Origin of the sequence: Blautia aquisgranensis, assembly GCF_040096615.1 — a bacterium.
GTDB lineage: Bacteria > Bacillota > Clostridia > Lachnospirales > Lachnospiraceae > Blautia_A > Blautia_A aquisgranensis.
The window spans coordinates 270,514-293,152 of record NZ_JBBMEJ010000001.1 but is presented as its reverse complement, the minus strand read 5'-3'; the positions used below and the strand labels follow the sequence as shown (position 1 = coordinate 293,152).

The 22,639-nt window shown below is 43.2% G+C and carries 27 protein-coding genes and 2 pseudogenes; 26 read left to right on the top strand and 3 right to left on the bottom strand.

Annotated elements, in window-relative coordinates:
* Window positions 1–274: 274 nt before the first annotated feature.
* From WMO28_RS01430 to WMO28_RS01365, 14 genes and pseudogenes are all read left to right on the top strand, one after another.
* A complete protein-coding gene (locus WMO28_RS01430) occupies window positions 275–733 on the top strand; it encodes a DUF6075 family protein (protein WP_173761960.1) in 459 nt (152 codons plus the stop codon).
* A complete protein-coding gene (locus WMO28_RS01425; protein ID WP_005426617.1) occupies window positions 733–909 on the top strand; it encodes a hypothetical protein in 177 nt (58 codons plus the stop codon). Before WMO28_RS01430 ends, WMO28_RS01425 begins: the two co-directional genes overlap by 1 nt.
* A gap of 23 nt (window positions 910–932) precedes the next feature.
* Window positions 933–1,709 carry a ParA family protein gene (locus WMO28_RS01420; RefSeq protein ID WP_005426615.1) on the top strand — a complete coding sequence of 259 codons (777 nt, stop codon included), beginning with the start codon at window positions 933–935 and terminating at the stop codon, window positions 1,707–1,709.
* Window positions 1,702–2,589 carry a ParB/RepB/Spo0J family partition protein gene (locus WMO28_RS01415; protein ID WP_173761961.1) on the top strand — a complete coding sequence of 296 codons (888 nt, stop codon included), beginning with the start codon at window positions 1,702–1,704 and terminating at the stop codon, window positions 2,587–2,589. Before WMO28_RS01420 ends, WMO28_RS01415 begins: the two co-directional genes overlap by 8 nt.
* A 22-nt stretch (window positions 2,590–2,611) precedes the next feature.
* Window positions 2,612–3,691, top strand: a complete 1,080-nt coding sequence (locus WMO28_RS01410; RefSeq protein ID WP_244094401.1) for a replication initiator protein A — start codon at window positions 2,612–2,614, stop codon at window positions 3,689–3,691.
* Complete coding sequence (locus tag WMO28_RS01405) at window positions 3,688–4,074, top strand: DUF6050 family protein (protein WP_005426609.1); 387 nt, start codon at window positions 3,688–3,690, stop codon at window positions 4,072–4,074. Before WMO28_RS01410 ends, WMO28_RS01405 begins: the two co-directional genes overlap by 4 nt.
* Window positions 4,040–4,327: a DUF6809 family protein gene (locus WMO28_RS01400; protein WP_015541255.1), complete on the top strand. Its 288-nt coding sequence runs from the start codon at window positions 4,040–4,042 to the stop codon at window positions 4,325–4,327. Before WMO28_RS01405 ends, WMO28_RS01400 begins: the two co-directional genes overlap by 35 nt.
* Before the next feature lie 59 nt (window positions 4,328–4,386).
* Window positions 4,387–4,581 (top strand): hypothetical protein, encoded by a 195-nt coding sequence (locus WMO28_RS01395; RefSeq protein ID WP_005426607.1) that lies wholly within the window; start codon window positions 4,387–4,389, stop codon window positions 4,579–4,581.
* Window positions 4,559–4,864, top strand: a complete 306-nt coding sequence (locus WMO28_RS01390) for a helix-turn-helix domain-containing protein (protein WP_227094345.1) — start codon at window positions 4,559–4,561, stop codon at window positions 4,862–4,864. Before WMO28_RS01395 ends, WMO28_RS01390 begins: the two co-directional genes overlap by 23 nt.
* On the top strand, window positions 4,861–5,667 hold the full coding sequence (locus WMO28_RS01385; protein WP_118511741.1) for a hypothetical protein: 807 nt from the start codon (window positions 4,861–4,863) through the stop codon (window positions 5,665–5,667). The genes WMO28_RS01390 and WMO28_RS01385 overlap by 4 nt, the downstream gene beginning before the upstream one ends.
* A 124-nt stretch (window positions 5,668–5,791) precedes the next feature.
* On the top strand, window positions 5,792–6,274 hold the full coding sequence (locus WMO28_RS01380; RefSeq protein WP_117457903.1) for a PcfB family protein: 483 nt from the start codon (window positions 5,792–5,794) through the stop codon (window positions 6,272–6,274).
* 290 nt (window positions 6,275–6,564) lie between these two features.
* A pseudogene (locus WMO28_RS01375) lies at window positions 6,565–8,034 on the top strand (VirD4-like conjugal transfer protein, CD1115 family); the annotation flags it as partial.
* Window positions 8,035–8,130: 96 nt separating this feature from the next.
* Window positions 8,131–8,508, top strand: coding sequence for a TnpV protein (locus WMO28_RS01370; protein ID WP_349055818.1), 378 nt, complete (start codon window positions 8,131–8,133; stop codon window positions 8,506–8,508).
* 10 nt (window positions 8,509–8,518) lie between these two features.
* On the top strand, window positions 8,519–8,755 hold the full coding sequence (locus tag WMO28_RS01365; protein ID WP_349055817.1) for a hypothetical protein: 237 nt from the start codon (window positions 8,519–8,521) through the stop codon (window positions 8,753–8,755).
* Here the strand turns inward: WMO28_RS01365 and WMO28_RS01360 are convergent.
* On the bottom strand, window positions 8,730–9,773 hold the full coding sequence (locus tag WMO28_RS01360; protein WP_349055816.1) for a hypothetical protein: 1,044 nt from the start codon (window positions 9,771–9,773) through the stop codon (window positions 8,730–8,732). The two genes, WMO28_RS01365 and WMO28_RS01360, sit on opposite strands and share 26 nt — an antisense overlap.
* 242 nt (window positions 9,774–10,015) lie before the next feature.
* Here WMO28_RS01360 and WMO28_RS01355 point away from each other — a divergent pair, with 242 nt between their 5' ends.
* From WMO28_RS01355 to WMO28_RS01320, 8 genes are all read left to right on the top strand, one after another.
* Complete coding sequence (locus WMO28_RS01355; RefSeq protein WP_349055815.1) at window positions 10,016–10,147, top strand: hypothetical protein; 132 nt, start codon at window positions 10,016–10,018, stop codon at window positions 10,145–10,147.
* On the top strand, window positions 10,144–10,368 hold the full coding sequence (locus WMO28_RS01350) for a helix-turn-helix domain-containing protein (protein ID WP_349055814.1): 225 nt from the start codon (window positions 10,144–10,146) through the stop codon (window positions 10,366–10,368). The genes WMO28_RS01355 and WMO28_RS01350 overlap by 4 nt, the downstream gene beginning before the upstream one ends.
* A 115-nt stretch (window positions 10,369–10,483) precedes the next feature.
* The gene (locus WMO28_RS01345; RefSeq protein WP_349055813.1) at window positions 10,484–10,690 is read left to right on the top strand and encodes a hypothetical protein; all 207 of its coding nucleotides are present in this window, start codon (window positions 10,484–10,486) and stop codon (window positions 10,688–10,690) included.
* Between the two features lie 430 nt (window positions 10,691–11,120).
* Complete coding sequence (locus tag WMO28_RS01340; RefSeq protein ID WP_349055812.1) at window positions 11,121–12,365, top strand: plasmid recombination protein; 1,245 nt, start codon at window positions 11,121–11,123, stop codon at window positions 12,363–12,365.
* 15 nt (window positions 12,366–12,380) lie between these two features.
* Window positions 12,381–13,070: a CHC2 zinc finger domain-containing protein gene (locus tag WMO28_RS01335; RefSeq protein ID WP_349055811.1), complete on the top strand. Its 690-nt coding sequence runs from the start codon at window positions 12,381–12,383 to the stop codon at window positions 13,068–13,070.
* The gene (locus tag WMO28_RS01330; protein ID WP_349055810.1) at window positions 13,027–14,388 is read left to right on the top strand and encodes a virulence-associated E family protein; all 1,362 of its coding nucleotides are present in this window, start codon (window positions 13,027–13,029) and stop codon (window positions 14,386–14,388) included. Before WMO28_RS01335 ends, WMO28_RS01330 begins: the two co-directional genes overlap by 44 nt.
* A gap of 271 nt (window positions 14,389–14,659) precedes the next feature.
* Window positions 14,660–14,833 (top strand): hypothetical protein, encoded by a 174-nt coding sequence (locus tag WMO28_RS01325; protein WP_276891467.1) that lies wholly within the window; start codon window positions 14,660–14,662, stop codon window positions 14,831–14,833.
* Window positions 14,834–14,908: 75 nt separating this feature from the next.
* Entirely contained in the window at window positions 14,909–16,561 is a 1,653-nt protein-coding gene (locus WMO28_RS01320) for a recombinase family protein (RefSeq protein ID WP_349055809.1), read from the top strand.
* An 80-nt stretch (window positions 16,562–16,641) separates the two neighbouring features.
* On the opposite strand, the gene WMO28_RS01315 is transcribed toward WMO28_RS01320, so the two are convergent.
* Window positions 16,642–17,916, bottom strand: a complete 1,275-nt coding sequence (locus WMO28_RS01315) for an MFS transporter (RefSeq protein ID WP_337791296.1) — start codon at window positions 17,914–17,916, stop codon at window positions 16,642–16,644.
* A 199-nt stretch (window positions 17,917–18,115) separates the two neighbouring features.
* The gene (locus WMO28_RS01310) at window positions 18,116–18,637 is read right to left on the bottom strand and encodes a GNAT family N-acetyltransferase (RefSeq protein ID WP_337791297.1); all 522 of its coding nucleotides are present in this window, start codon (window positions 18,635–18,637) and stop codon (window positions 18,116–18,118) included.
* A 105-nt stretch (window positions 18,638–18,742) separates the two neighbouring features.
* On the opposite strand from WMO28_RS01310, the pseudogene WMO28_RS01305 reads away from it, so the two are divergent.
* The 4 genes and pseudogenes from WMO28_RS01305 to WMO28_RS01290 all read left to right on the top strand — a co-directional run.
* Window positions 18,743–18,973 (top strand): annotated as a pseudogene (locus WMO28_RS01305) (VirD4-like conjugal transfer protein, CD1115 family); the annotation flags it as partial.
* 241 nt (window positions 18,974–19,214) lie between these two features.
* Window positions 19,215–19,355, top strand: coding sequence for a Maff2 family mobile element protein (locus tag WMO28_RS01300; protein ID WP_092070311.1), 141 nt, complete (start codon window positions 19,215–19,217; stop codon window positions 19,353–19,355).
* A gap of 402 nt (window positions 19,356–19,757) precedes the next feature.
* Entirely contained in the window at window positions 19,758–21,959 is a 2,202-nt protein-coding gene (locus WMO28_RS01295) for a HelD family protein (protein WP_144094980.1), read from the top strand.
* 100 nt (window positions 21,960–22,059) lie between these two features.
* On the top strand, window positions 22,060–22,392 hold the full coding sequence (locus WMO28_RS01290; protein WP_227616378.1) for a winged helix-turn-helix domain-containing protein: 333 nt from the start codon (window positions 22,060–22,062) through the stop codon (window positions 22,390–22,392).
* Window positions 22,393–22,639 lie beyond the last annotated feature (247 nt).

Here is a 22,639-nt window from a genome sequence, read left to right as displayed (position 1 = left end):
AGGGTTCACAAAGCCCGAAATACCAAGAAAAACAAGGAAATGCGAGGTTATGCAACAATGATAAAAATACTTTTCATCTGCCACGGCACTACCTTAGCAAAATTCTGAAAAACCTTGATTTTACAGTATATTTTTGAACCAGTAGGGATGTTTTACTAAGTTTTTACTAAAGAGAGGAATCCCTAGCACGAATTTAGAAAAGTAACATATAGTATGACCTTATTAATTGGTAGAACAATTGGTAAGGTCCTTTTTTATTTCAAGGAGGTTCAAAATGAAAAGTACAGCGTTAGGAGCAGAAAACATTATTTTTATCAGTGATGCACATGAAAAATTCTACTATGAAAAATTACAAGAAGTACGGTATCAGGATGTGTACCATAAGGCATTGTGTTATTGTCTGGGTATTAATGGAGATACCAGAAAAAATGCTGACAGAATTTATAATTTTAAAACGGGGTCTGTTAAAACGAAATGTTTACATGAAGGATGGCAGACAAGCGGTAGCTTAAAAGTGGTAAGGATGGCATTTAATCTGTACTGTAACAGCACGCCAAGCGTTTGGGATTATGAAGATGCAGAGGAACAGGTAAACGAGTGCAGACAGTATACAGTAGAGGATATCTTCTGCTGTGCATATGCACCATATTTTTGGCAGGCAATACAGATCCGTTATCCGGAATATGTAGTGCACAATCAAAAGTTACATGCCATGCTTGGAGGAATAGATTAATGCTGAAAGTGAGACTGATGGGAACAAAGAATGATATTGCATGGTTTCAGAAAATCCTGCAGCGTCATCCTAAAATTGAAGTTATGGAATTATCGGAACTTTATTCAAATAAGGGGACGAGCAAATATTATAGAGCTTATGCTGAAATTGAAAAAAGTAATGTAAATAAAAAATAGTAGAAAAACAGGAGAATTATATCATGTGCAAAATAATCGCAATCGCAAATCAAAAAGGTGGAGTAGCAAAGACTACAACCACAATTAATCTTGGAGTAGGACTGTCTAAGGTTGGGAAACGTGTAATGCTAATAGATGCTGATCCACAGGGACATTTGACAATGGGACTTGGTTTTCCAAAGAACTTAAGGGTAACATTGAAAACAATGATGGAAAATATCATTATGGGATTAGAATTTGATCCCAGGGAAGCAATTTTACACCATGAGGAAGGAATAGATGTAATTCCATCTAATAAACTTCTTTCGGGAATGGACATGTCATTATTTACGGTAGAGGACAGAGAAAAAGTCTTAAAAGAATATCTGGAACTTTTGGAAAATGATTATGACTATATTCTGATTGATTGTATGCCCTCATTGGGAATGATGACAATTAATGCGTTAAGTGCAGCTGATAGCGTTTTGATTCCGGTGCAGCCTCAATACTATGCGGCAGATGGCCTCATGGAATTACTGAAAGTTGTGAAAGGCATTCATCAGAGATTTAATCCTGATTTACAGATTGAAGGGATTCTGTTTACAATGGACAGCAGCCATTATAATAATTCAAAGAGAAATAAGCAGGCAGTACGAGATGCTTATGGAGCAGAGATTATAATTTTTGATCAGACAATTCCAAGAACAGAAGCTCTTGCTGAAACTGCATCAGAAGGTGTCAGTATTTTTTCTTACGATGCAAAAGGAAAAGGTGCGTACAGTTATCAAGCACTTGTCCAGGAGGTGCTGAATCATGCGTAAACCTAAGAAAGAAATTCAGCTTACTTCTTATGATGAATTGCTTGGAATCAATGAAGCCGAACAGAATACTCTTAATCAGATTGTTGAAGTGCGATTAAATGAGTTACATCCTTTTAGAAATCATCCATTTCATGTAAATGATGATGAAAAAATGGCTGAAACAGTAGAAAGTATCAAGAATTATGGCATCTTAAATCCTGCATTGGTACGTCCTCGCGCAGAGGGAGGATATGAACTGATTGCTGGTCACAGGAGAAAACGTGGTTGCGAACTGGCTGGAAAAAGTAAAATGCCAGTACTTATACGGAACTATACCGATGATGAAGCCGTAATCGTTATGGTGGATTCTAATATACAGAGAGAAAATTTGCTTCCAAGCGAAAAGGCATATGCTTATAAAATGAAGATGGATGCAGTAAAACATCAGGGCATAAAAGACGAAAACGCAGCTTCTGTTGACAGTGCAGATCTGGTTGGACAGGCTGCAGGTGACAGTGGAAGAACCGTTCAGCGTTACATACGCTTGACCTGCCTTATTCCGGAATTGCTGAAATTGTTGGATGAAGGAAAGATTAATTTTACAGTAGGTGTTTCATTAACCTATTTATCAGAAACGGAGCAGATTTGGGTGAAAGACTGCATAGTGTCTGGAGCAAGCTCTGTTACAGGTTCAATGGCAACAAAACTGAAGCAATACAGCGGTGAAGGTAAACTGACAGAATTAGCGGTACAGCTTATTCTGAATGAAAAGAAAACAGAGACAGGAAAAGTTACTTTAACTGAAAAGATAATACGAAAGTATTTCCCAAAGGAATATAACAGAGAACAGATTGAACAGGTTATCTATGAACTGCTTGATAACTGGAAGAAAAGCCAATAAAGAGGGAAGGAGGGAAAGCAAAATGGCAAAATCCGAAAGCACAAAAATAGAGTTTGGTTATTTTCACGATTATGAGTCGGAACAGTTTGCTTTTTACCGTATTCCCAAAGTATTATTCACAGATGAATATTTCTGTAATCTGTCCAGCGATGCAAAGGTTCTTTATGGGCTGATGCTGGACAGAATGGCTTTATCTATCAGACATCAGTGGTTTGATGAAGAGGGTAAGGTTTATATTATTTTTACTGTTGAACAGGTTATTCAGTATATGAATTGTGGAAGAGATAAAGCAATGAAAACGCTTGCAGAACTGGATACCAAAAAGGGAATCGGATTAATTGAAAGAGTCAAACAAGGATTTGGTAAACCGGATATTATTTATGTAAAGAACTTTATTTTAAGGACATCAAAAGATGTTAAAAACAATGATGAATCCGAAGAGAGTATTCAACAAAATCGAGAGGTCGAAGAAGTCGACTTATCGGAGTCGGAAAAATCGACTTATCGTGGTCGGAAAAATCGACTTCAAGGGGTCGGAAAAACCGACTTCAAGAGGTCGGAAAATACGACTTATCGTGGTCGAAAAATCAGAACTACAGAGGTCGGAAAAATCGACCCAATTAATACTAAATATAATTATACTGATATTAGTAATACGGACAGGAATAATACTGATCTTATCAATCTTTCAGATTCTTCCGAACAGCAGTCAATGGATTTGATGGAAGAGATGGAGTTATTCCAGATGAATACTGCACTTGTAAAAAGAAATATTGAATATGACTGTCTTGTACAACGATGCAGACTAGGGGAACAGCAACAGTTGGATGAAATTGTGGCACTAATTGTGGAAACAATCAGCATAGAACGGGAGAATATTACGATCAGTGGAGTGAAATACCCATATCAGTTCGTAAAAAGCAGATTATTGTTGCTGGAAGAAAGCCACATAGAGTATGTACTTGATTGTCTGCATGAGAATACCAGGGAAGTAAAGAACATAAAAGCGTACTTGCTTACCTGTCTTATGAATTCAATAACGACAATAGGCAATTATTACCAGGCAAAAGTAAATCATGATATGTACGGAGGTGGCATATGAGAGGAAAAGAAATTATAACAAAATTGATAATTCCTGGTGCAATAGCTATGATTATCTGCTTAATTGTTCACCCTATGTGCATGAATGGTGAAATATTAGACTGGAGAAAATTATTGCTTTTTGTGGGAATACCTTTCGGAATCCAGAAAATGTTTTTGTTGGTCGTTCCAAGAAATGTGGGGACAGGGGAAATGCTTGGTTTGGTGGTACTTAAACTGATGGTAGGAAGTTTGATTGGAATAGGGGTTCTTGCCTGGAGATTATTAGCTGTAGCAGGCATTTTGCTAAAAAACGGCATTTCTGGAATTATATGGATCATAAAAAGACTGAAAGAAATGGTGATCAAAAATGAGCGAAAAGCAACTGGAAAAATTGTATTATAGCATTTATCCAATGAATCAATGTGAGACACAAAGTAAAAGTTATGAAGAGACAAAGGAACTGTGTGAAACATTAGAAAAGGAAATGATAAGTCTAATGAGTCCGGATCTGCAGGCAATGTTTGAGGATTACAAGGAATATACTTTAAATCTTAAACAAACAGAACAGAGAGACGCTTACATAGATGGATTAGCGTTTGGGATTCGCACAATTTCGGAAGCCTTTTTACATGAGAACAAAAATAGAATATGGTGATTGAAAAAGCAGTCTGTCAAGGCTGCTTTTTCTGTACCGCTTACATAGGAGGATGAGATGTGATTGATTTGATAATTATTATTATGGCAGGAATAGTGCTTTTGTTTTTGCTGTCTTGTTGCTTTATGGTTGCAAGGCTATTGGATGAGGAAATATCTATGTATGGATATGAAGGAAAAGAAAACTGGGAAAGGGAACAACTTCCCGACAAATTGTCGAGAAGTTCAACAGATGAAAGACATGGAGATAAATGAAAAGATTCGTTATTTTCGGAAACAGAGAGGGCTATCGCAGGAGCTGCTTGCAGAACGAACAGGAATTAATGTGAATACAATTCGGAAGTATGAAATAGGCATACGAAAGCCGAAAGTAGAACAATTAAAGAAAATTGCGGATGGACTTGAAATTAGTGTAATAGAATTTTTGGATATTGAAATAGAAAATGAAGCGGACTTGATTGCTATGCTGAAAAAAATCAGTCCGTTTTTTAAATGGGACGGATTGCTTCATGTATTGGTGGGGGAAAAGTTTTTATGATTGGTGTTGGAAGTGCATTGGTATCACTGTTGCTGATCTTTGTTTGTTATTCACTGACACTGACAGCGAAAAGAGCAGATGAAAATTTATTGATGATTTGTGAAAAGAATCAGAAAAATGAAGAAGAGAGAGGAAACCGAGAAATGGAATCACAGAGAGACATTTTAAGAGTAATTGAAAAAGAAATCAAAAAAGGAAGTGCGCCAGTTGCATTTGCAGGTTTGGGGTTTTCCGAGGAATGTTATCATTTGGTAGATAGTCAGGCTAAGATGAACCAACTTTTAGATTATTTTTTTCGCAATGAAGAATACGCAGCTTTGGCAGAGCGGCAGGTGAAAAGTAATATCTATGCAGAAATGGACAAAAGGCTGAATTTCCGTAGTGCCAGATCTGATCGAGACAGAAAGAATATGGAGGTAGCGGCAAAACGATGGATTAAGAAAAAGCATCCAACATTTGATGGTGATGTATATGTCGAAAATATCCGGTGTTTTCTGGACATTTCCCAAGAAGAGTTAGAAAAACGTAAATGTACAGTCAATGAACAGGATACGACAGCACTTATTTTCAGCCAGAAACATCTTGAAGCATTATACTTGCAATGTCTTATGCACAGACGAAATGCGATGCAAGAGATTCCGGAATTAAAAGGTTTGTCAGAAACGTGCAACAGGATTTATAAATTGCAGGATGTAGATGTATTATTTCAATGCCTGCTGATGGATCAGATGGATTGGGAAGAAGAAAAGTTATATGTGCAGTTCAGCACAATTTATTTATTGAAGCAGACAGTGAAAAATTAAAACCCATGACTTCTCGACAATTTGTCGGGAAGTGGAAAGGAGTCAAATTCCAATGAAAATATATCTCCCCCATCTGTTAGTACCACCGTAATTTGCGGATCAGAGTCGAAAGGAGGCGTGCAAATTGCAGGAAGAAGTTACTCAGAAAACAATCGCATTGTCGGTTAAAACTGCAAGAGTGACTGCCGACGTGTTAAAAAATATGCTGCGGAAGTATCTGTCAGGACAGAAACAAAAAGGAAAGAATCCTTATAAGGTTGGAAAACAGTCATACAAAGAACTGAAAAGCCAGGGTTCTGGTTTATCCAATATTGAAATCACAGATGGAAATATCAAGTCCTTTGAGCGTGTGGCGAAAAAATACCGTTTAGATTTTGCCTTGAAAAAAGACAGTTCGACCAAGCCACCGACCTACTATGTGTTCTTTAAAGGGCAGGATACAGAAATGATGAATCTGGCATTTAAGAAATATTTGGGTGTACAGATGAACAAAAAGGATAAGCCATCTATTATGAAAAAACTTATGCACTTTAAGGATGCTGTGTCTAAAGGAAAGAACAGAGAACGAGCAAGAGAACAGCAGAAAGACAGAGGGCAGAGTTTATGATGGAGAAAAAACAGCAGCATAAGAAGAAAAGAGGAAAAGTTCAGCATATCAGAGGTTCTCCGAAAAAGAGAAAAATATCTGGAAAAGCTGTTTTTTCTTCAGAGAGTATCCCAGGAAAAATGCTTGCGGATGTGAAAAATCTGATCACGGATAAGGCAAGTGAATTGAAGAGGGCAGATCAGAAAAAGCTGTTTTTAGCTAATTTCCCCTATCTGATGTTTGCTTATTTTTTCAATAAGATTGCCTGGCTGTATCGGGTAAACACCGGAGCAACTTCCTGGGATAAATTTATGGATACTATTACTTATTTTGAACTGGCGTTTCGGAATCTCTGGCCAAGTTTGAATCATATGGATCTGTTTTGGGGAATTGCAGGAGGCATGGTTGTAAAATTTGTTATTATTTACCGCACGAAAAATGCCAGGAAATATCGGCTGGGTGTGGAGTATGGTTCTGCCAGATGGGGAACAGAAAAAGATATACGACCATATTCTGATCCTGAATTTGAAAATAATATTATTCTTACAGAAACAGAGAGCCTTACTATGTCAAGCAGACCAAAGAATCCGAAATACGCCAGGAATAAAAACATTCTGGTAATTGGCGGTTCCGGTTCTGGAAAAACCAGATTTTTTGTAAAGCCTAACATTATGCAGATGCACAGCTCCTATGTGATTACTGATCCAAAGGGAACTGTGCTTCTGGAGGTTGGCAGTATGCTGGCAAAAGGCAGTCCGATGACGGATGAGAATGGAAAAATCGTGCGGGACAAAGAGGGAAAAGTTATATACGAACCGTATAAAATCAAAGTTTTGAATACAATTAACTTCAAAAAATCCATGCACTATAATCCATTTGTATATATCCGCAGTGAAAAAGATATTCTAAAACTGGTAACAACCATTATTGCTAATACCAAAGGTGAAGGGCAGCAATCAGGTGAGGATTTTTGGGTAAAGGCGGAAAAACTCTATTATTGTGCCCTGATTGGTTATATCTGGTATGAAGGCAGGGAAGAAGAAAAGAATTTTAATACTCTGTTGGAAATGATCAATGTGTCAGAAGCCAGGGAAGATGATGAGAATTTCAAGAATCCAGTAGATCTGATGTTTGATGAACTGGAGCAGAAAGACCCGAACCATTTTGCAGTAAGGCAGTACAAAAAATACAAGCTGGCTGCCGGTAAGACAGCAAAATCTATTCTGATCAGTTGTGGTGCAAGACTCGCACCCTTTGATATTGCGGAACTGCGGGAGCTTATGAGTTATGACGAGCTGGAATTGGATCTGGTTGGTGACAGGAAAACTGCATTGTTTGTTATTATTTCAGATACCGATGATACCTTTAATTTTATTGTTTCTATTATGTACACACAGCTTTTTAATCTGCTCTGTGACAGAGCTGATGATGTATATGGAGGCAGACTTCCAATTCATGTGAGGTGTCTCCTGGACGAGTTTGCGAACATCGGACAAATTCCAAAATTCGAAAAATTGATTGCTACGATTAGAAGCCGGGAAATCTCAGCTTCTATTATTTTGCAGTCAAAGTCTCAGCTTAAGGCAATTTATAAGGATAATGCCGATACCATCGAAGGGAACTGTGATACGACCTTATTCCTGGGTGGAAAGGAAAAAACGACATTAAAGGAAATAGCGGAGATCCTGGGAAAAGAAACCATAGATCTTTATAACACATCGGATACGAGAGGCAGTCAGCGGTCTTATGGAATGAACTACCAGAAAACAGGAAAGGATATGCCATAATTGTTCGTGAAGAGTTCAGTTGCCTTGAATTTTACATGAACAGGGACACGATCAACTGGATTCTGAAAAATCGAATACAGGAGGTCGGAAATGGAGAAATTACCGAAATATACCCATGCAAATGGCATTGACTACGTGCTTGCCGGGGATTACTATATCCCGATGCTGACGCTGCCGGAGGAAAGACGCCCTATTGGACGCTGGGGGCGGATGCACCAAAACTATTTGAAAGAGTTCCGTCCCGGATATTATAACAGCTTATCGCTGTCCGGTAAACTGTGGACTTACCTTGCCGATCTGAATGAACAGGCACAGGAGCGGCTGGATACGATCACAGCGCAGATGATGGCTGTGGAGGGCGTGACCGAGGGATTAAAGCGCACTTCCCAAGTGGACTGGGTTCGGGCCGTCAATTCTATCCGTAACCGGGCGGAAGAAATCATACTGCATGAAATGATCTATGTATAAGGAGACCGCCATGAGATACCGGGTTGAACGGCAGGCAGGCCAGCGCTGCCTGATTATGGACAACCGGGCGGAGCTTCTGGAATACCTGAAGCATACACCGCCCGAAACCATTACAGACATACGGAAAATTTATAAGAATGGTATTATGGATTCTGTCATGGAAACCTACTTCCCTTATGGCGGATACAGAAGTAGGCGGGAACGGACAGTAGGCCGCCTTGTCAGTGTTCCGCCAAATCCAAAATGATATTTGTTTGTTCAACGAGCCAGTCCGTAAATTCTTTCGGGCTGGCTTTTTCCGTCTTAATCGCCCGTTTCCTTTGCAGGGCTTCCTTTTTGAACGCTTCAAAGGCTGCCTGCATTTCTTCCAGCCGGTCAGAGGGGAAGCCGGGATTTTTCTTTGCTTTATTGATGATATTGCGCCAGTGCTGGCACTCGTTTTTATAAACGAGGTCATATTTGTTATCTCTGGCCCGTTTATCAAAGTCCCGCTTGTTTTCGAGTGCTTGCGCTTTCCGGCACTTCTCGCTGCACAATTCGTAGCGCTGGCTCCTGGCAAGGAAGATTTTCCCGCAGGTTTTGCATTTTCGGATATACAGGCCCCAGTCGGAAAGCCGGTTCAGATAATATATAATCAAAGGATAGAGGGACACATAAGCGGCAACGCATTCAGCCCCTCTTTTATTGTCGGGATACCAAAGGTCGAGCCGGGTATCTTCGGCTGGCACCGATCCCCATATCCGATGAGAGATATTCAGCCGTTGGGGTCTGCCGGTATCCGAGTCAAATTCCAGCGGCGGGGCTTCCATAAATGTGGCCGTAAAGCCGTTCACTTTGCTGATAAAGCGGTCACAGGCGGCCGGTCTGTCCCTTGGTTCCCTGGCACGCAGATACTCGTTCCAGATACGGAACGCCGCATACATTCTCACCGGGTCGCCGGTGAGATATTTTTTTGACAGAAATTCCCCGGCTGCCTGTTCCAATGCAGGTTGCTTCCAGCGGTTCGAGTGCAGGGCTTCCCGCAGCGGGGACAGTCCCCAACGGTTCCATTCCCCGTCCGGGTCATGTTCAAATTCGGAAAGAAATGTCCCCAGAGGCCGGATGGCGTCACAGAGTAAATCCGCATCCATATCCCCTTGCAGGCGGAAACGGATTTGCGCCTCCTCGCCGATCAAAATACGCTCTTTCATTTTTTGCCTGTCCAGTGTCAGGACGAATAAAATCCGGTCATAGACCGGTTCATGCCGATTAAATGCAAATTCCATAGGCTCACCCCTCTCAATTTTTATGGTAATTCTATAATCAAGTTCAATCCGTTACATAAAGAGTACCGCAGAAGTATTGATTTGTCAAGTCTAAGCCGATATGATGATTGACACATGGTAATTTCGTTACATGCAGTACCTTGACAAGTGAATGACCGTCTGACAGGGATATGACCGTGAGGGGAAGCAGCGCCGGGAGCCGGAAAATCGGGAAGATACCGAGCCGGGGAGCGTGCCAATACATGGGATACGCCGCAGGAATGGGGCAGCCGCAGGGATGCGGCCATGAGGATAACGGCTGTCAGGCAGAACGGCGAAAGGAAACAAAACAGAAGATTTTATCAAATTTAATAACAGGAGGAACAACGAAATGAGTGAAAACAAGAGACTGAAAAGCTACGATGATCTCCCGCTGGTGCTGGATGTGGCGGACATCCGGCGTATTATGGGAATTTCCAGAGTGAGCGCCTACGAGCTGGTACACACGCCCGGCTTTCCGGCGTTTAGAAGCGGCAGGCTGATTAAGATCAGTAAAAAAGCGTTCTTTGACTGGATGGCAAAGGGAACTGAAACCGTACCGGGAAGCGACAAATGAGGGAAAGGTATCTTCCCCTGTCTGGAATATTACCGGTCTTTTTCAAGGCGCATACAGAGGGGAAAACGCCCAAAAAAGACACCGAAACATGACAGTAAAACGGAGGGAACAGCAAATGCCGAGAATGAGTAAAAAACGTAAGGAAGAACTGGCTTTCTTCCTGAATGACCGCAACCGTGTCACTTATAACGAACTGTGCCGGAAATGCCGCCATAGCTGCAAGCAGAGCTTCCGGGCGCAGCTGATCGAATGCCCGCAGTATCTTTCAAAGCGGGCGGCGATCCCCGTTATAGAGCCGGATGATCTTCCACCGGCGGCATGACGGGATTTCCAATTTCGGCAGGAAATTGGAAACCGGCAGAATCGGAAATGAGACAGCTTCATGCTGGCAGTTTCCGATTTTGCCGGGCGGGAGTACAGAGGGGCGCTGGACATCCGGTGGATGTCCGCTTAGCGCCGACCGAAGCGGAGCGGAGACCAGTCCTTTGTGCCGGGGTGCAGGGGCGGCAGCGCACTGCTGGGGTCAAGGGGCAACGCCTATTGGCCGGGTACAGGGCGGCAGCGCCTGTGCGGTGTGTAGAGGCGGCGAGCCTTTACTCCGGTGTCCAGAGGTGGAAAACCTCGGCCCAGGGAAAGTTGATGTGTGCGTCAACTTGTACTGGGTATTACCTGACGCAAAACCTTCGCAGGGAATGCGGCTTCGCCGCCTCTCTCCCGCCCATGAAAATCTTTGAAATGGAGGAAAATGCCTATTGAAACTGACAAGGCACAACGGACGCTCCGGCAAAAACGGAACCTATAATCCCCGGCATAATGACCGCCGCTTCAATGTGGAGAACAGCGAACACATTGACGCTGACCGGGCCAGGCAAAATGTGTATTGGGACTGCTACCGGGGCTTTACCACCCATGACTTTCGGGAGAACCCGGAGCAGCCGGATTACAGCTTTGAGGAAATTGAGCGGATGTACTACACCGAGCATTATTCCGGCCATGTGGATGCCCAGAACGCCCGGAACGAGAAAACCCGTCACACCGAACGCAACCGCACGGTAGAGGACTTGCTGAGAAATAACAAGACCTGCCCGGAAGAAACGCTGTACCAGATCGGCACGATGGAACAATCCGTTTCACCGGAAGTGCTGTTTAAGATTGTCACAGAATTTCAGGAGGAATTTGAACGCCGTTTCGGTTCCCATGTCCACATCATCGACTGGGCGCTCCATCTGGATGAGGCCACGCCCCATATCCATGAGCGCCATGTCTTTGACTGCGGAAACCGATACGGGGAGCTGTGTCCCCAGCAGGAAAAGGCGCTGGAGGAACTGGGTATCCCGCTTCCCAATCCGGGCAAACCCAAAAGCAGGAACAATAACCGGAAGCAGACCTTTGACGCCATTTGCCGGACGCTCCTGTTTGACATCGCAAAGCGGCATGGGCTGCATCTGGATCAGGAACCGTCTTATGGCGGGCGTGACTATCTGGAGAAGCAGGACTACATCCTGATGAAGCAGAAGGAGCGGCTGGCGGCGCAGGAGCAGAAGCTGGAAGAACTGACGCTGAAAATCGAGGATGTGGAGACGCTGCTGGATGATGTTTCGGACGCTGCCTATGACAAGGCGGTGGAGGTCGTGGCCGATGCTGTCCGGCAGGAAACCCGCAAAGAGGACATCCGTCTGGTGGAGGAAACAAAAAAGTGGGTGCTTTCGCCGGAACGGAAAGCCCCCAAAAAAGAACGTGAGTATGCCGCCGCCCGGCTGGATGGGGTCATCACAAAAATCAAAAACGCCATGCAGGGCGCTCTGGCAAAAATCCAGAGGACGCTCATGCAGCCGGAGGTGAAGCAGGCCGGAAAGGAGCAGATCAAGGAAAAAGCCAGGGAATCGATCAAGGACAGGATGGCAAGGGCAAAAGTGCGTGCAGACCGGGACAACAGGGAGCGTTGGGAACGTGAGGGGCGCATTGCCCCGGCAAAAAAGAAGGATATGGAGCTATAAGGCATCTGATCTTCTATGGAAGTTGGGTGCCTTTTGCTCTGTCTGGAGGTGAGAAAATCGAATGTATTTGAAGCTGTGAAGCAGTCTGTGACCACAAGGCAGGCTGCGGAGCATTACGGAATCCGGGTAAACCGAAACGGGATGTGCGTCTGCCCTTTCCACAATGACAAAAATCCCAGTATGAAGGTGGATAAGCGTTTCCACTGCTTCGGCTGCCAGGCGGACGGGGATGTGATTGATTTTACCGCCCGTCTGTTCGGATTGAACAGCAAGGAAGCGGCGCTGAAACTGTCGGAGGATTTCTCTGTCAGTTTTGCCGCCAAAGGACATGACCCGCCCCGCAGGAGGCCGGTCAAACGGAAAATCAGCGAGGAACTGCGTTTCCGGCAGGCGGAACAGCGTTGCTTTCGGGTATTGTCCGGCTATTATCATCTGTTGGGGCAATGGAAAACCGAGTATGCGCCGAAGCGGGAGGATGAACAGTGGCATCCGCTGTTTGTGGAGGCCCTGCAAAAGCAGGATTATATCGGCTATCTGCTGGACGTCCTTCTGTCCGGCACGATGGAGGAAAAGGCCGCCGTAGTTGCGGAACAGGGAAAGGAAGTGATACGGATTGAGCAGCGAATTTCAGAGTTTGCCGCCAGCCACCCGGCAGGCCACCATGAGCGCAGCGGACTTGCTCGCACCGGAACAGACTGCCGATGAGGTCAGGGAAAGCCTTGATGTGACGCAGAAGGGCCAGACGGCGAACACGATCCGCAACTGCAAGACGGTATTCCAGCATGACCCGCTGTTAAAGGGCGCTGTCCGCTATAACCTGCTGACGGAGCGCATTGATATTGTCCGGAATCTGGGCTGGCGCAGGAGTACAAGCGTCATTACGGATACCGATATGAAATATCTGCTCTTGTACTTTGAGGAAACCTATGGGATCACCAGCGAAAAAAAGATTGCGGCGGCGCTTGAGATTGCCGCCAACGAGAACTGTTACCACCCGATCAGGGAACGGTTGGACAGCCTTGTATGGGACGGACAGCCCCGTATCCGCTCCTGCCTGCACCATTTCCTGGGTGCAGAGTGCAGCGATTATATCGAGGAAGTATTCCGGCATTTCCTGTTTGGGGCGATCCGGCGGGTATTCTCCCCCGGCTGCAAATATGAGGAAATGCTCTGCCTGGTGGGAGGACAGGGAGCCGGGAAATCTACCTTTTTCCGGCTGCTGGCAATCGAGGACGAATGGTTCAGCGACGATCTGAAGCGGCTGGATGACGATAAGGTGTTCACGAAGCTGCAAGGCCACTGGATACTGGAAATGCCGGAGATGCTGGCAACCCACAGCGCAAAGAGCATTGAGGAAATCCGCTCCTTTATCAGCAGGCAGAAGGAAACCTACCGGACGCCATATCAGGCACAGCCCAAAGACCGACTGCGTCAGTGCGTGTTCGGAGGCACTTCCAACACGCTGGACTTCCTGCCCCTTGACCGGGCGGGAAACCGGCGCTTCTTGCCGGTCATGGTCTATCCGGAGGAAGCGGAAGTCCACATTTTGGAGGACGAGGACGCTTCCAGGGCATATCTGTTGCAGGTATGGGCGGAAGCCATGACCATCTACCGGAGCGGCCAGTGTTCCATGAAATTCAGCAAAGAAATACAGCAACAGCTTGTGGCTGTGCAGAAAGACTTCATGCCGGAGGACACCGAGGCTGGGCAGAGCATCGGCTTTCTGGAGACGTATACCGGCAGCATGGTCTGTTCCAAACAGCTTTACAGGGAAGCCCTGCACCATGAGTTTGACGACCCGAAGCGCTGGCAGCTCCACAACATCAACGAGATTATAAATACCGCCGTGACCGGCTGGAAGCCTTTTTCCAATCCGAGGATGTTTGCCGGGTACGGCAGGCAGAGGGGCTGGGAACGGGAAGCCGGTTCCGGCAACGAAGTCCCCGGCAACGAAAGCGGATTTGTGGAGCTGACGGAGGAAGAATGCCGCCAGTTGGAGCTTCCCAAAGAATGGATCGCTTAAAATCTGCGGCCTGTTGCCGGGCAGGTTGTTGGTTCGTTGCCGGGAAAATCCCTCATAGGGATGCCGGAAATGCTGTAATATCAAGGTATTTCCTTATCTTCTTCTATTTATTTTTATCTATGACAACGAAAGCAACAAAGAAATCAAAGAAAATCAGGAAAGGAAAAACAGGGAGCCGGATATTCGCTTGCAGGTTTTTCGGGGTTCGTTGCCGGACTTCGTTGCCGCAGGCGCTGTCAGGCTCAAATTCATTTATGGAGGATATTTGCCTATGGTAAAAAACAAGGAAAATCAGCAGCAGAAACAGAAAGACCGGAAAAAGGTGCAGTTTATCGTCACACGGGAGTTCTCCGGCAGCCAGACGATGCGGGAAGCCTTTGAACAGCTCATTGAACGGCATACCTGTGAGCAGTTCGAGGAATGGCTGGGCAAAAAAGCCAGCTAAAACCCGTTGAAAGATCGGCAGGGGCATGGTATTATAATGGTATCGTGTCCCTGTTCATAGATAAGGAGAACGACTATGAACAGGAAAAATCAATCCAGTCAGAAGATAACTGCCCTTTATTGCAGGCTCTCCCTTGAGGACGGGCGTGAAAATGAGAGCATGAGCATCAGCAACCAGAAGCTCATGCTCAAAGACTATGCCGAGAAAAACGGCATGTTCCAGTATGAATACTATGTGGATGACGGTTATACGGGTCGCAATTTCAACCGCCCCTCTTTCCAGCGCATGATCGCTGATATTGAGGCGGGAAAGGTGGGCTGCGTGATTACCAAAGACTTATCCAGGCTGGGACGAAATTATATTGAAGCAGGCAGCTATATCGAAATCTTTTTCCCAAAGCACAATGTAAGGTATATCGCAGTGACGGACGGTGTGGACAGCCTGACCCGTCAGGAAATGGACATTACGCCGTTCAAAAATATTCTGAATGACATGTATAGCCGGGATATTTCCAAAAAGGTTCTGGCGGGGCGCATGACCCGTTCCAGACAGGGGAAATATGGCGGCGGGCCGACACCTCTCGGCCTGATGCGTGACCCGGACGATAACGGGCATCTGATCCTTGACCCGGAGACTGCGCCGGTGATCCGCAAAATCTATGACCTTGCGCTGGATGGCTGGGGTTGTATGCGGATTGCAAAGAAGCTGATGGAGGACAGGGTTCCCATCACGAGGGTAAAGGGCAATACGGAATGTGACATCAACTACTATGCGTGGGGCAGCGCAAGGATCAGCCATATCCTGCGGAACCCGTTTTACAAAGGCGCACATTTGGTCTGCCGGACACACCAGAAAGGCATCCGTTCCAACACCTATGACATCATCCCCCGTGAGGATTGGGAGGTCATAGAGGGCTGCCATGAAGCGATTATCCCGCCGGAGGAATGGGCACAGGTGCAGGAGATCATTGACCGCAGGCCAACCATCATGGAGGGCAACTCCTGCCCTTTTTATAATCTCTTCCACGGCATTCTCTACTGTGCCACCTGCGGGAAGTCCATGCAGGTACGGTATGAAAAAGTAGGCAGAACCGGAAAGAACCGCTTTACCGGCGAACAGCGGGAGCCGATTGACAAGGCGTATTATATCTGCCAGACTTATAACCGGCTGGGAAAGGACGCCTGCACCAGCCACAAGATCGAGGCAAGGGATTTGTATAACCTTGTCCTAAAGGACATCCAGGAACTGGCGGCAATGGCGCTGAAAGATGCGGATGCATTCTATAAGCGGCTTTCCAGCCGCATGGAGCGCCGGTATATGGCAGACGCCTCCGAAACGCAGAAAGAATGCGGACGGCTGGAAGCGAGAAATCAGGAAATCGACAGCATGTTTCTAAGCCTTTATACCGATAAGGCCAAGGGCATCCTGACGGAACAGCGGTTTATGAAGCTGACATCGGCGCTGGAACAGGAGCAGGAAGCCAACCAAAATCGCCTGCAAGACTTAGCCCTGATGATGCGCCGCACAGACGAGCAGGAAAGCGATGTGCGGACATTTATCCGTGAAATCCGCAAATACGCCGCCATTCAGGAGCTGGACGAAGCGGTGCTGAACCGGCTGATCAGCAAGATTCTGGTGGGCGAGGTTCAGAAGATAGACGGCCAGAAATTCCAGCAGGTCAAGATCATTTATAACTTTGTCGGTGAGATACCGGAGATAACAGAATAAACGTAGCAGCCCTTCTCCCATTTCCGAGAGAAGGGCTTTTTGAAGTGCTTTCCCGTTTGTCAAGCTGGAAGTTGTAAACGCTATAAATCACGAATATCCTTCCGCTGATAAAAAGCAAAGCTGAACAAAGAACCTAATATTCCGGTGCATAAGAACATTACAGCCATACCGCTTCCTGCACCCTCACCAACCAGCTTATGTAAAACCTGTGTAATCGGGTTTTGTGTAAGCATGAACGGCTCAAACACATAATCTGCCAATAAACCGCCAAGCAGAATTCCTAAGGGGATACTGCTGAACTGAACGGCGTTTCTTACTGCAAAAATTCTTCCCTTCATATCTTCTGGAATATTTCGATATAAAATTACCATCTGCCCCGCATTGATAAACGGGATCGGTAAGCTTGCCGCTAAGCCGGCAAGCGACCAGGCAATTCCGTTTCTACCCAATCCCATCATAATGTCTCCCAGCAGAAAGGATAGCATTGCTGAAATGTAAATCATCTTTGCACTGTTCGCTTTTATCTTTCCAGAAGAAACGATGATTCCGCCTATGATTCCTCCGATTCCCATTACCGCGTTTACGATACCGAGCGTAACGCTATCGTTTGCGCTTCTCGAAAGAATCATCGGTGACAAAATATTCTCATAGGTCAATCGGGAAAAGAAGTTCAGCACTGCCATTGTAATAATGACAAGGAAAATCCCATTATGTTGCTTAAGATACTGAAGGCCCTCTTTACACCCAATAAAGACAGATTTCTTTTCAGCCTTCTGCGGGATATCGTCAGGAATTTTCAGCACAAAAAGCAATATCAAAAAAGCAAACAGGAAACTCAACAGGTCAATGATCAAGATCAGTTTTAAACCACCAAACGCAAATAAAGAGGCTGCAAATACCGGGGACAGAACGGCAACAAGATTATCGGAAAAGGAATTCATTCCGCTAATCTGCTCCAGCTTCTCTTTCGGCACCACTTTTCCGAGTGCAACATCCGATGCCGGATCCTGAAAAGCACCCATAAGACCAATGATCATATTTACCAAATAAATATGCCATATCTGCAAGGCATTTCCGATGTTTAAGCAAAGAATTGCCAAAGAACAAATTGCAGCGATACTATCCGATACCAACATGATCTTCTTCTTGCTATGGTTGTCAACGAAAGTTCCAACAAACAAGCTCAAGATAATGTAAGGAAGATAGTTAAAAAATGTCATAAGCGAAACTGTCATTGCAGTTCCTTTTTGTGTATATGCCCACAGAATTAATGCAAAGGTTGTCATAGAGCTGCCAAGCTGTGACAATGCCTGACTAAGCCAAAAAATGATGTATCTCTTAAAATTACTATTCATTGAATTTATCTCCTTATAGATTCGCTTCATAAAAATTCTCTATAAGTGCAAAATCCAATGCGGACGATTATATTCCATTCATCTCTGCGCAAGCATCGTCCAATCACCAGACCTTGCACAGAGAACTACGCTTAAATAAATCTTCATGTGGCACAACATAATATCACCCCCTTGCTCTATACCGCCCCCCAAAGTGTGATTATAACACTTTTTCGAGGAATAAATGCCCACTATGCTCTATTGCGTTGCCTACTTTCATAGAAGCTGTTGCTACGATTTGAAAGCCTAATTTTTTATAGAGCGATATAGCAGGAATATTTTGTCCTCCCGTATCAAGCCTTAATGCTTTGCATGAATTGTTTCTTGCTACTTCCATAGCGTACTTCACAAGAGATGATGCAACCCCTTTCCCGGTCATGCTCGGACGCACAATCAGTAAGTGAATAACCATTACTTCATCGCTTTTAAGAGCTTTCTCCCAAGCAATTTCAGCATATTCTCTCGGTTGAACTCTATCTATAATGATACTTCCTGCAATATTGTGATTATCTTCATATACATATAATGTCCCATCATTTACAGCTTTTTCTGCATCTTTCTTGGTTGGATATACGCCTTTTTTGAATACCGTAAACGCTCCGCATTCAAGTTCGTGTGCGAAATGCTCATTATATGTGTCCTCAATTAATTCAATATCATTAAAATTTGCTTTTCTAATCATATATTATCGCCCTACCAAATTACGACTTGTCTCTTTGAAACATTCTCATTTTATCATACGATACTATTTCCATCAACAGAATTTGGATTCATCACTTGACATTGCGGCAGGGAGTTGATGAGCCAGGATGAAATAGCAGTTATGGACGGAGGAAAATGTATTCTGCAGGTGAGAGGTGTCAGACCATTTTTCTCAAATAAATACGATATTTGCAAACATAAAAACTACAAATATCTGTCCGATTATGACAAAAAGAATACCTTTGATATTGAAAAATATCTGAGTACTAATCTGATACTGAAACCAGAGGATGAAGTGGAACTGTATCAGATGTAACTTCTCGACAAATTGTCGGGAAGTGGATCATGGGAGGAAATCATGAATAATTTGGAAAAAAGGAACAGTCGGTATCCATCGACGAAAATGAATATACCGACTGTACGTGTGAGGAATTTTCTAAGTAGAAAATCCTATGCTTAGTGTAGCACAAAAGGCAGGGTTTATATAGTGTTTTCTTCCCTTTCTGGAAAAAATCTAAGAAAGGACTGGAAAATGTAAGTTTTCCAAAGGTACACTTATGGCATTTTTTACAACGGCAATTACGACCTTAAAAACATTGGTTTGTGCGATCGGAGCCGGACTTGCAGCCTGGGGAGTGATCAATCTGCTGGAAGGATATGGAACGGACAATCCGGGTGCAAATGCTCATGTACGGTAAAGAAGCAAGCAACCGAAAACAAGAGATAGACCGCCAGCACCACACTATTCCGAACAAAAGAACCAAAGACAAGCATTATGGAAATGTGCATAACAGGCTATGGAATCATGGATAACTCTATTCACAGGACATGGAAAAGCTAAGGTGCAGCTTTCCCACGTTCTGTAAGAAGAATTTACTGGGCTTGTATTCCTGTCTGCTGAAGATATGGGATAATGGGAAAGGCTACTGACCTTTTTACTATTGCATATACAATATTTTTGTATTCTCTCTCCCACCATAATAGTATCATACAAATTTCATGATTACAAGACTGTTTATATAGGCAAACGTGTGCTAAACTAGCCTAGCAATGTATCAGTGAGAAATTTTCTGTTGTTTTTATCAAGGAGGGTATTTTTTATGGGAAATAATCAGTTAGAAAGAGAGTACGAAGAAATAAGATTAAAGCAAACTATATCTTTAGCCGAGGAACAATTAAAACAAGCAAAAGAAGCAGCAGAAAAAAAGAAATCACAAATTATTGAAGTAAAAAAAGAAGTTCGTGAAAACGCAGCACATGGAGTTACAAATCTATACACTTCGGACGGATTTGAGGCACTTGTTGAGTTAAGTCAATATATGAACCCTGTTATAGATAAAATTGTAGATTATGAAGAAGAAGAACACAAAATACTTTTACTGGAAAACATGACAAAATCACCATATTTTGCCCGTATTGATTTTAAATTTGATGATGAGGAAGAATTTGAAAAAATATATATCGGACGTTCCTCTCTACGGAAAAACAGTTATCAGGAGATGTATGTTTATGATTGGCGGTCACCGATTGCAAGTATTTTTTACCGCTTTATGAAAGGAGAAGCATTTTATGACGCTCCATGCGGGCGGGTAACAGGTGAACTCAAATTAAAACGTCAGTATGAAATCAAGAATGGAGCGTTAAAATATTTTTTTGATACAGATGTGCAGATTGTTGATGAATTTTTAAGACAACTATTATCACAGAATACCACCGCCAAAATGAAAGCGATAGTTGAAACAATACAACAAGAACAGGACGCTGTTATCAGAGATATGGAAAATGACCTGTTAATGGTGCAGGGCGTAGCAGGAAGCGGTAAAACTTCCATTGCCCTTCATCGGGCAGCTTATCTTATGTATCAAGGATTACAGACAAAGTTGTCCGCAAATAATATTATAATTATTTCCCCTAATGCTATATTTGAGCAATATATTTCTAATGTGTTGCCCGAATTGGGAGAAGATAATGTTATCTCCGTTGTATTTGAGGATATTCTAAATATGCTGTTAAAAGGCAGGAAAATTCAGTCCAAGAATGATTTTTTAGAAAAAATAATTGCTCCCTCACAATACAAAAAACTTTATAAAGACAGTATCGAGTTTAAAACGTCAAAACTTTTTGGGGAAATATTAGACAAATTTATTTATGATATTCCATGTCAATGGATAGAATTTGATGATGTTTATTATGAGGGAACATGTGTTGTAAGCAGGCAGACTTTACAGGATAAGGTATTGGGAAGAACAGAAACTCCATTAGGCATAAAGTTAGCGCAATTAGAAGATTATATTTTAGAACTAATATTTGGAACAGGAAAGGGACGGGGACATAAAGCAGAAAAAAATTTAGTAAAGCAGGAAATACAAAATTTTATAAAAATTGATATATTTGAGTTGTATAAAATATTATTTAGCAATGAATCCTATTTTTTCAGTTTATTGCATAATAATAATTCCTCAGAGAGCATAAAGGAAATCCGGGAATATACGAAAGAAAATCTGGAAGCAGGCTGTATATACTATGATGACGCAATAGCAATGCTTTATTTATATTTAAAAATATACGGAACGAATGAATATAAAAATATCAAGCAGGTTGTCATTGATGAAGCTCAAGACTATTACCCGCTTCAATATGAAATATTCGGCTTATTATTTCCAAATGCTAAATTTACAATCTTAGGGGATATGAAACAAACCCTTGCCAAAAAAGAGGATATATCTTTCTATGAAGAAATTCATAAAATACTGAATAAGAAAAAATCTTCTCTTATCGTGTTAGACAAAAGTTTCCGTTGCACGAATGAGATATTAAATTTTAGCTTAAAATTCATAGAACAAAGTCCACAGATAAAAAGTTTTAATCGGAAAGGGGATAGCCCGGAAGTATTTATTGCGGATAATTCCGAAGTCTTTATTGACAAGATTGTTGAAGAGGTAAAATCATGCCAGGAAAAAGGATTACAGTCAATAGGATTAATTTGTAAAACTGAAAATAATTCGATCTGCTTGTTTAACAAATTAAAGCACAAACTAGATATACAAATAATCAAAAATGGAAGTGCAGCAGAGTTACAAGGTGTATTTATTATACCAGTATATATGTCAAAGGGGTTGGAATTTGATGCTGTCTTAATATGTGATGCAGACAATCAAAACTACTATGATGATGATGATAAAAATCTCTTATATGTTGCCTGTACTAGAGCACTCCATAGGCTTAGCTTATTTTGTGAAAAAGAAGTTAGCCCATTGCTATATGCAACTTCTAAACATACAAAACCAGAGCAGACAGAATAGGTCATGAAAACACATGGATAAATTAATAATAATTCGGACAGATAATCAGAACAACTTATATGAACAAATTATATCGTTAATAACTGCCAATCAAGCTAAAATGGAAACCATGTCTTTTGGTGTTTTTCCTACACTCTTTTTTCCGGGACTGGAAATAAGGCAGCACCAACGCCGGGTATTTAGGGACGGGGAGGAAATAAACCTTACCCGCCTTGAATACAGTACCCTTGTATTCCTTGCTTCCAATCCCGGCAATGTCCTCACACAAGAACAGATTTTTGAAGCCGTTTGGAACATGGATAGCGATAGCTGCCATTCAAGCGTTGTCAACGTGATTTACAACCTACGGAAAAAGATAGAGCCGGACAGCAAAAACCCCACCTACATAAAGACCGTTTTAGGCATAGGCTACAAGTTTGCTTCCGGGGAATGACAACCGAATAACCGCCGCCATTTTAGGCAGTCAGTAAACAGGAAATCAGAAAAAGGTTTCCTGTTTTTTTGCGCCCGTTTTTGTCAAATACTGTTACGAAAACACGAAAAGATTTTCCGGGGGACTTTGCCATATTTTTCTTCCAGTGCGTAGTAATAATGACGGGAAAAATATTGCCGCAAAGTTGGCAGAAGCCCCGCCCTCTCCGTCGAGAGTATCAGCAAAAGCCTACACAGCGGAATCCGTC

Bases quoted from the DNA above. Each gene is read 5' to 3' on its own strand.
- WMO28_RS01355 (WP_349055815.1), top strand. From the start codon at position 10,016: ATGGGATACGCCGCAGGAATGGGGCAGCCGCAGGGATGCGGCCATGAG.
- WMO28_RS01430 (WP_173761960.1), top strand. From the start codon at position 275: ATGAAAAGTACAGCGTTAGGAGCAGAAAACATTATTTTTATCAGTGAT.
- WMO28_RS01415 (WP_173761961.1), top strand. From the start codon at position 1,702: ATGCGTAAACCTAAGAAAGAAATTCAGCTTACTTCTTATGATGAATTG.
- WMO28_RS01405 (WP_005426609.1), top strand. From the start codon at position 3,688: ATGAGAGGAAAAGAAATTATAACAAAATTGATAATTCCTGGTGCAATA.
- WMO28_RS01385 (WP_118511741.1), top strand. From the start codon at position 4,861: ATGATTGGTGTTGGAAGTGCATTGGTATCACTGTTGCTGATCTTTGTT.
- WMO28_RS01370 (WP_349055818.1), top strand. From the start codon at position 8,131: ATGGAGAAATTACCGAAATATACCCATGCAAATGGCATTGACTACGTG.
- WMO28_RS01335 (WP_349055811.1), top strand. From the start codon at position 12,381: ATGGAAGTTGGGTGCCTTTTGCTCTGTCTGGAGGTGAGAAAATCGAAT.
- WMO28_RS01400 (WP_015541255.1), top strand. From the start codon at position 4,040: ATGAGCGAAAAGCAACTGGAAAAATTGTATTATAGCATTTATCCAATG.
- WMO28_RS01425 (WP_005426617.1), top strand. From the start codon at position 733: ATGCTGAAAGTGAGACTGATGGGAACAAAGAATGATATTGCATGGTTT.
- WMO28_RS01295 (WP_144094980.1), top strand. From the start codon at position 19,758: ATGGGAAATAATCAGTTAGAAAGAGAGTACGAAGAAATAAGATTAAAG.
- WMO28_RS01330 (WP_349055810.1), top strand. From the start codon at position 13,027: ATGAGCGCAGCGGACTTGCTCGCACCGGAACAGACTGCCGATGAGGTC.
- WMO28_RS01360 (WP_349055816.1), bottom strand. From the start codon at position 9,773: ATGGAATTTGCATTTAATCGGCATGAACCGGTCTATGACCGGATTTTA.
- WMO28_RS01390 (WP_227094345.1), top strand. From the start codon at position 4,559: ATGAAAGACATGGAGATAAATGAAAAGATTCGTTATTTTCGGAAACAG.
- WMO28_RS01315 (WP_337791296.1), bottom strand. From the start codon at position 17,916: ATGAATAGTAATTTTAAGAGATACATCATTTTTTGGCTTAGTCAGGCA.
- WMO28_RS01345 (WP_349055813.1), top strand. From the start codon at position 10,484: ATGCCGAGAATGAGTAAAAAACGTAAGGAAGAACTGGCTTTCTTCCTG.
- WMO28_RS01300 (WP_092070311.1), top strand. From the start codon at position 19,215: ATGGCATTTTTTACAACGGCAATTACGACCTTAAAAACATTGGTTTGT.
- WMO28_RS01325 (WP_276891467.1), top strand. From the start codon at position 14,660: ATGGTAAAAAACAAGGAAAATCAGCAGCAGAAACAGAAAGACCGGAAA.
- WMO28_RS01410 (WP_244094401.1), top strand. From the start codon at position 2,612: ATGGCAAAATCCGAAAGCACAAAAATAGAGTTTGGTTATTTTCACGAT.
- WMO28_RS01310 (WP_337791297.1), bottom strand. From the start codon at position 18,637: ATGATTAGAAAAGCAAATTTTAATGATATTGAATTAATTGAGGACACA.
- WMO28_RS01320 (WP_349055809.1), top strand. From the start codon at position 14,909: ATGAACAGGAAAAATCAATCCAGTCAGAAGATAACTGCCCTTTATTGC.
- WMO28_RS01420 (WP_005426615.1), top strand. From the start codon at position 933: ATGTGCAAAATAATCGCAATCGCAAATCAAAAAGGTGGAGTAGCAAAG.
- WMO28_RS01365 (WP_349055817.1), top strand. From the start codon at position 8,519: ATGAGATACCGGGTTGAACGGCAGGCAGGCCAGCGCTGCCTGATTATG.
- WMO28_RS01350 (WP_349055814.1), top strand. From the start codon at position 10,144: ATGAGTGAAAACAAGAGACTGAAAAGCTACGATGATCTCCCGCTGGTG.
- WMO28_RS01290 (WP_227616378.1), top strand. From the start codon at position 22,060: ATGGAAACCATGTCTTTTGGTGTTTTTCCTACACTCTTTTTTCCGGGA.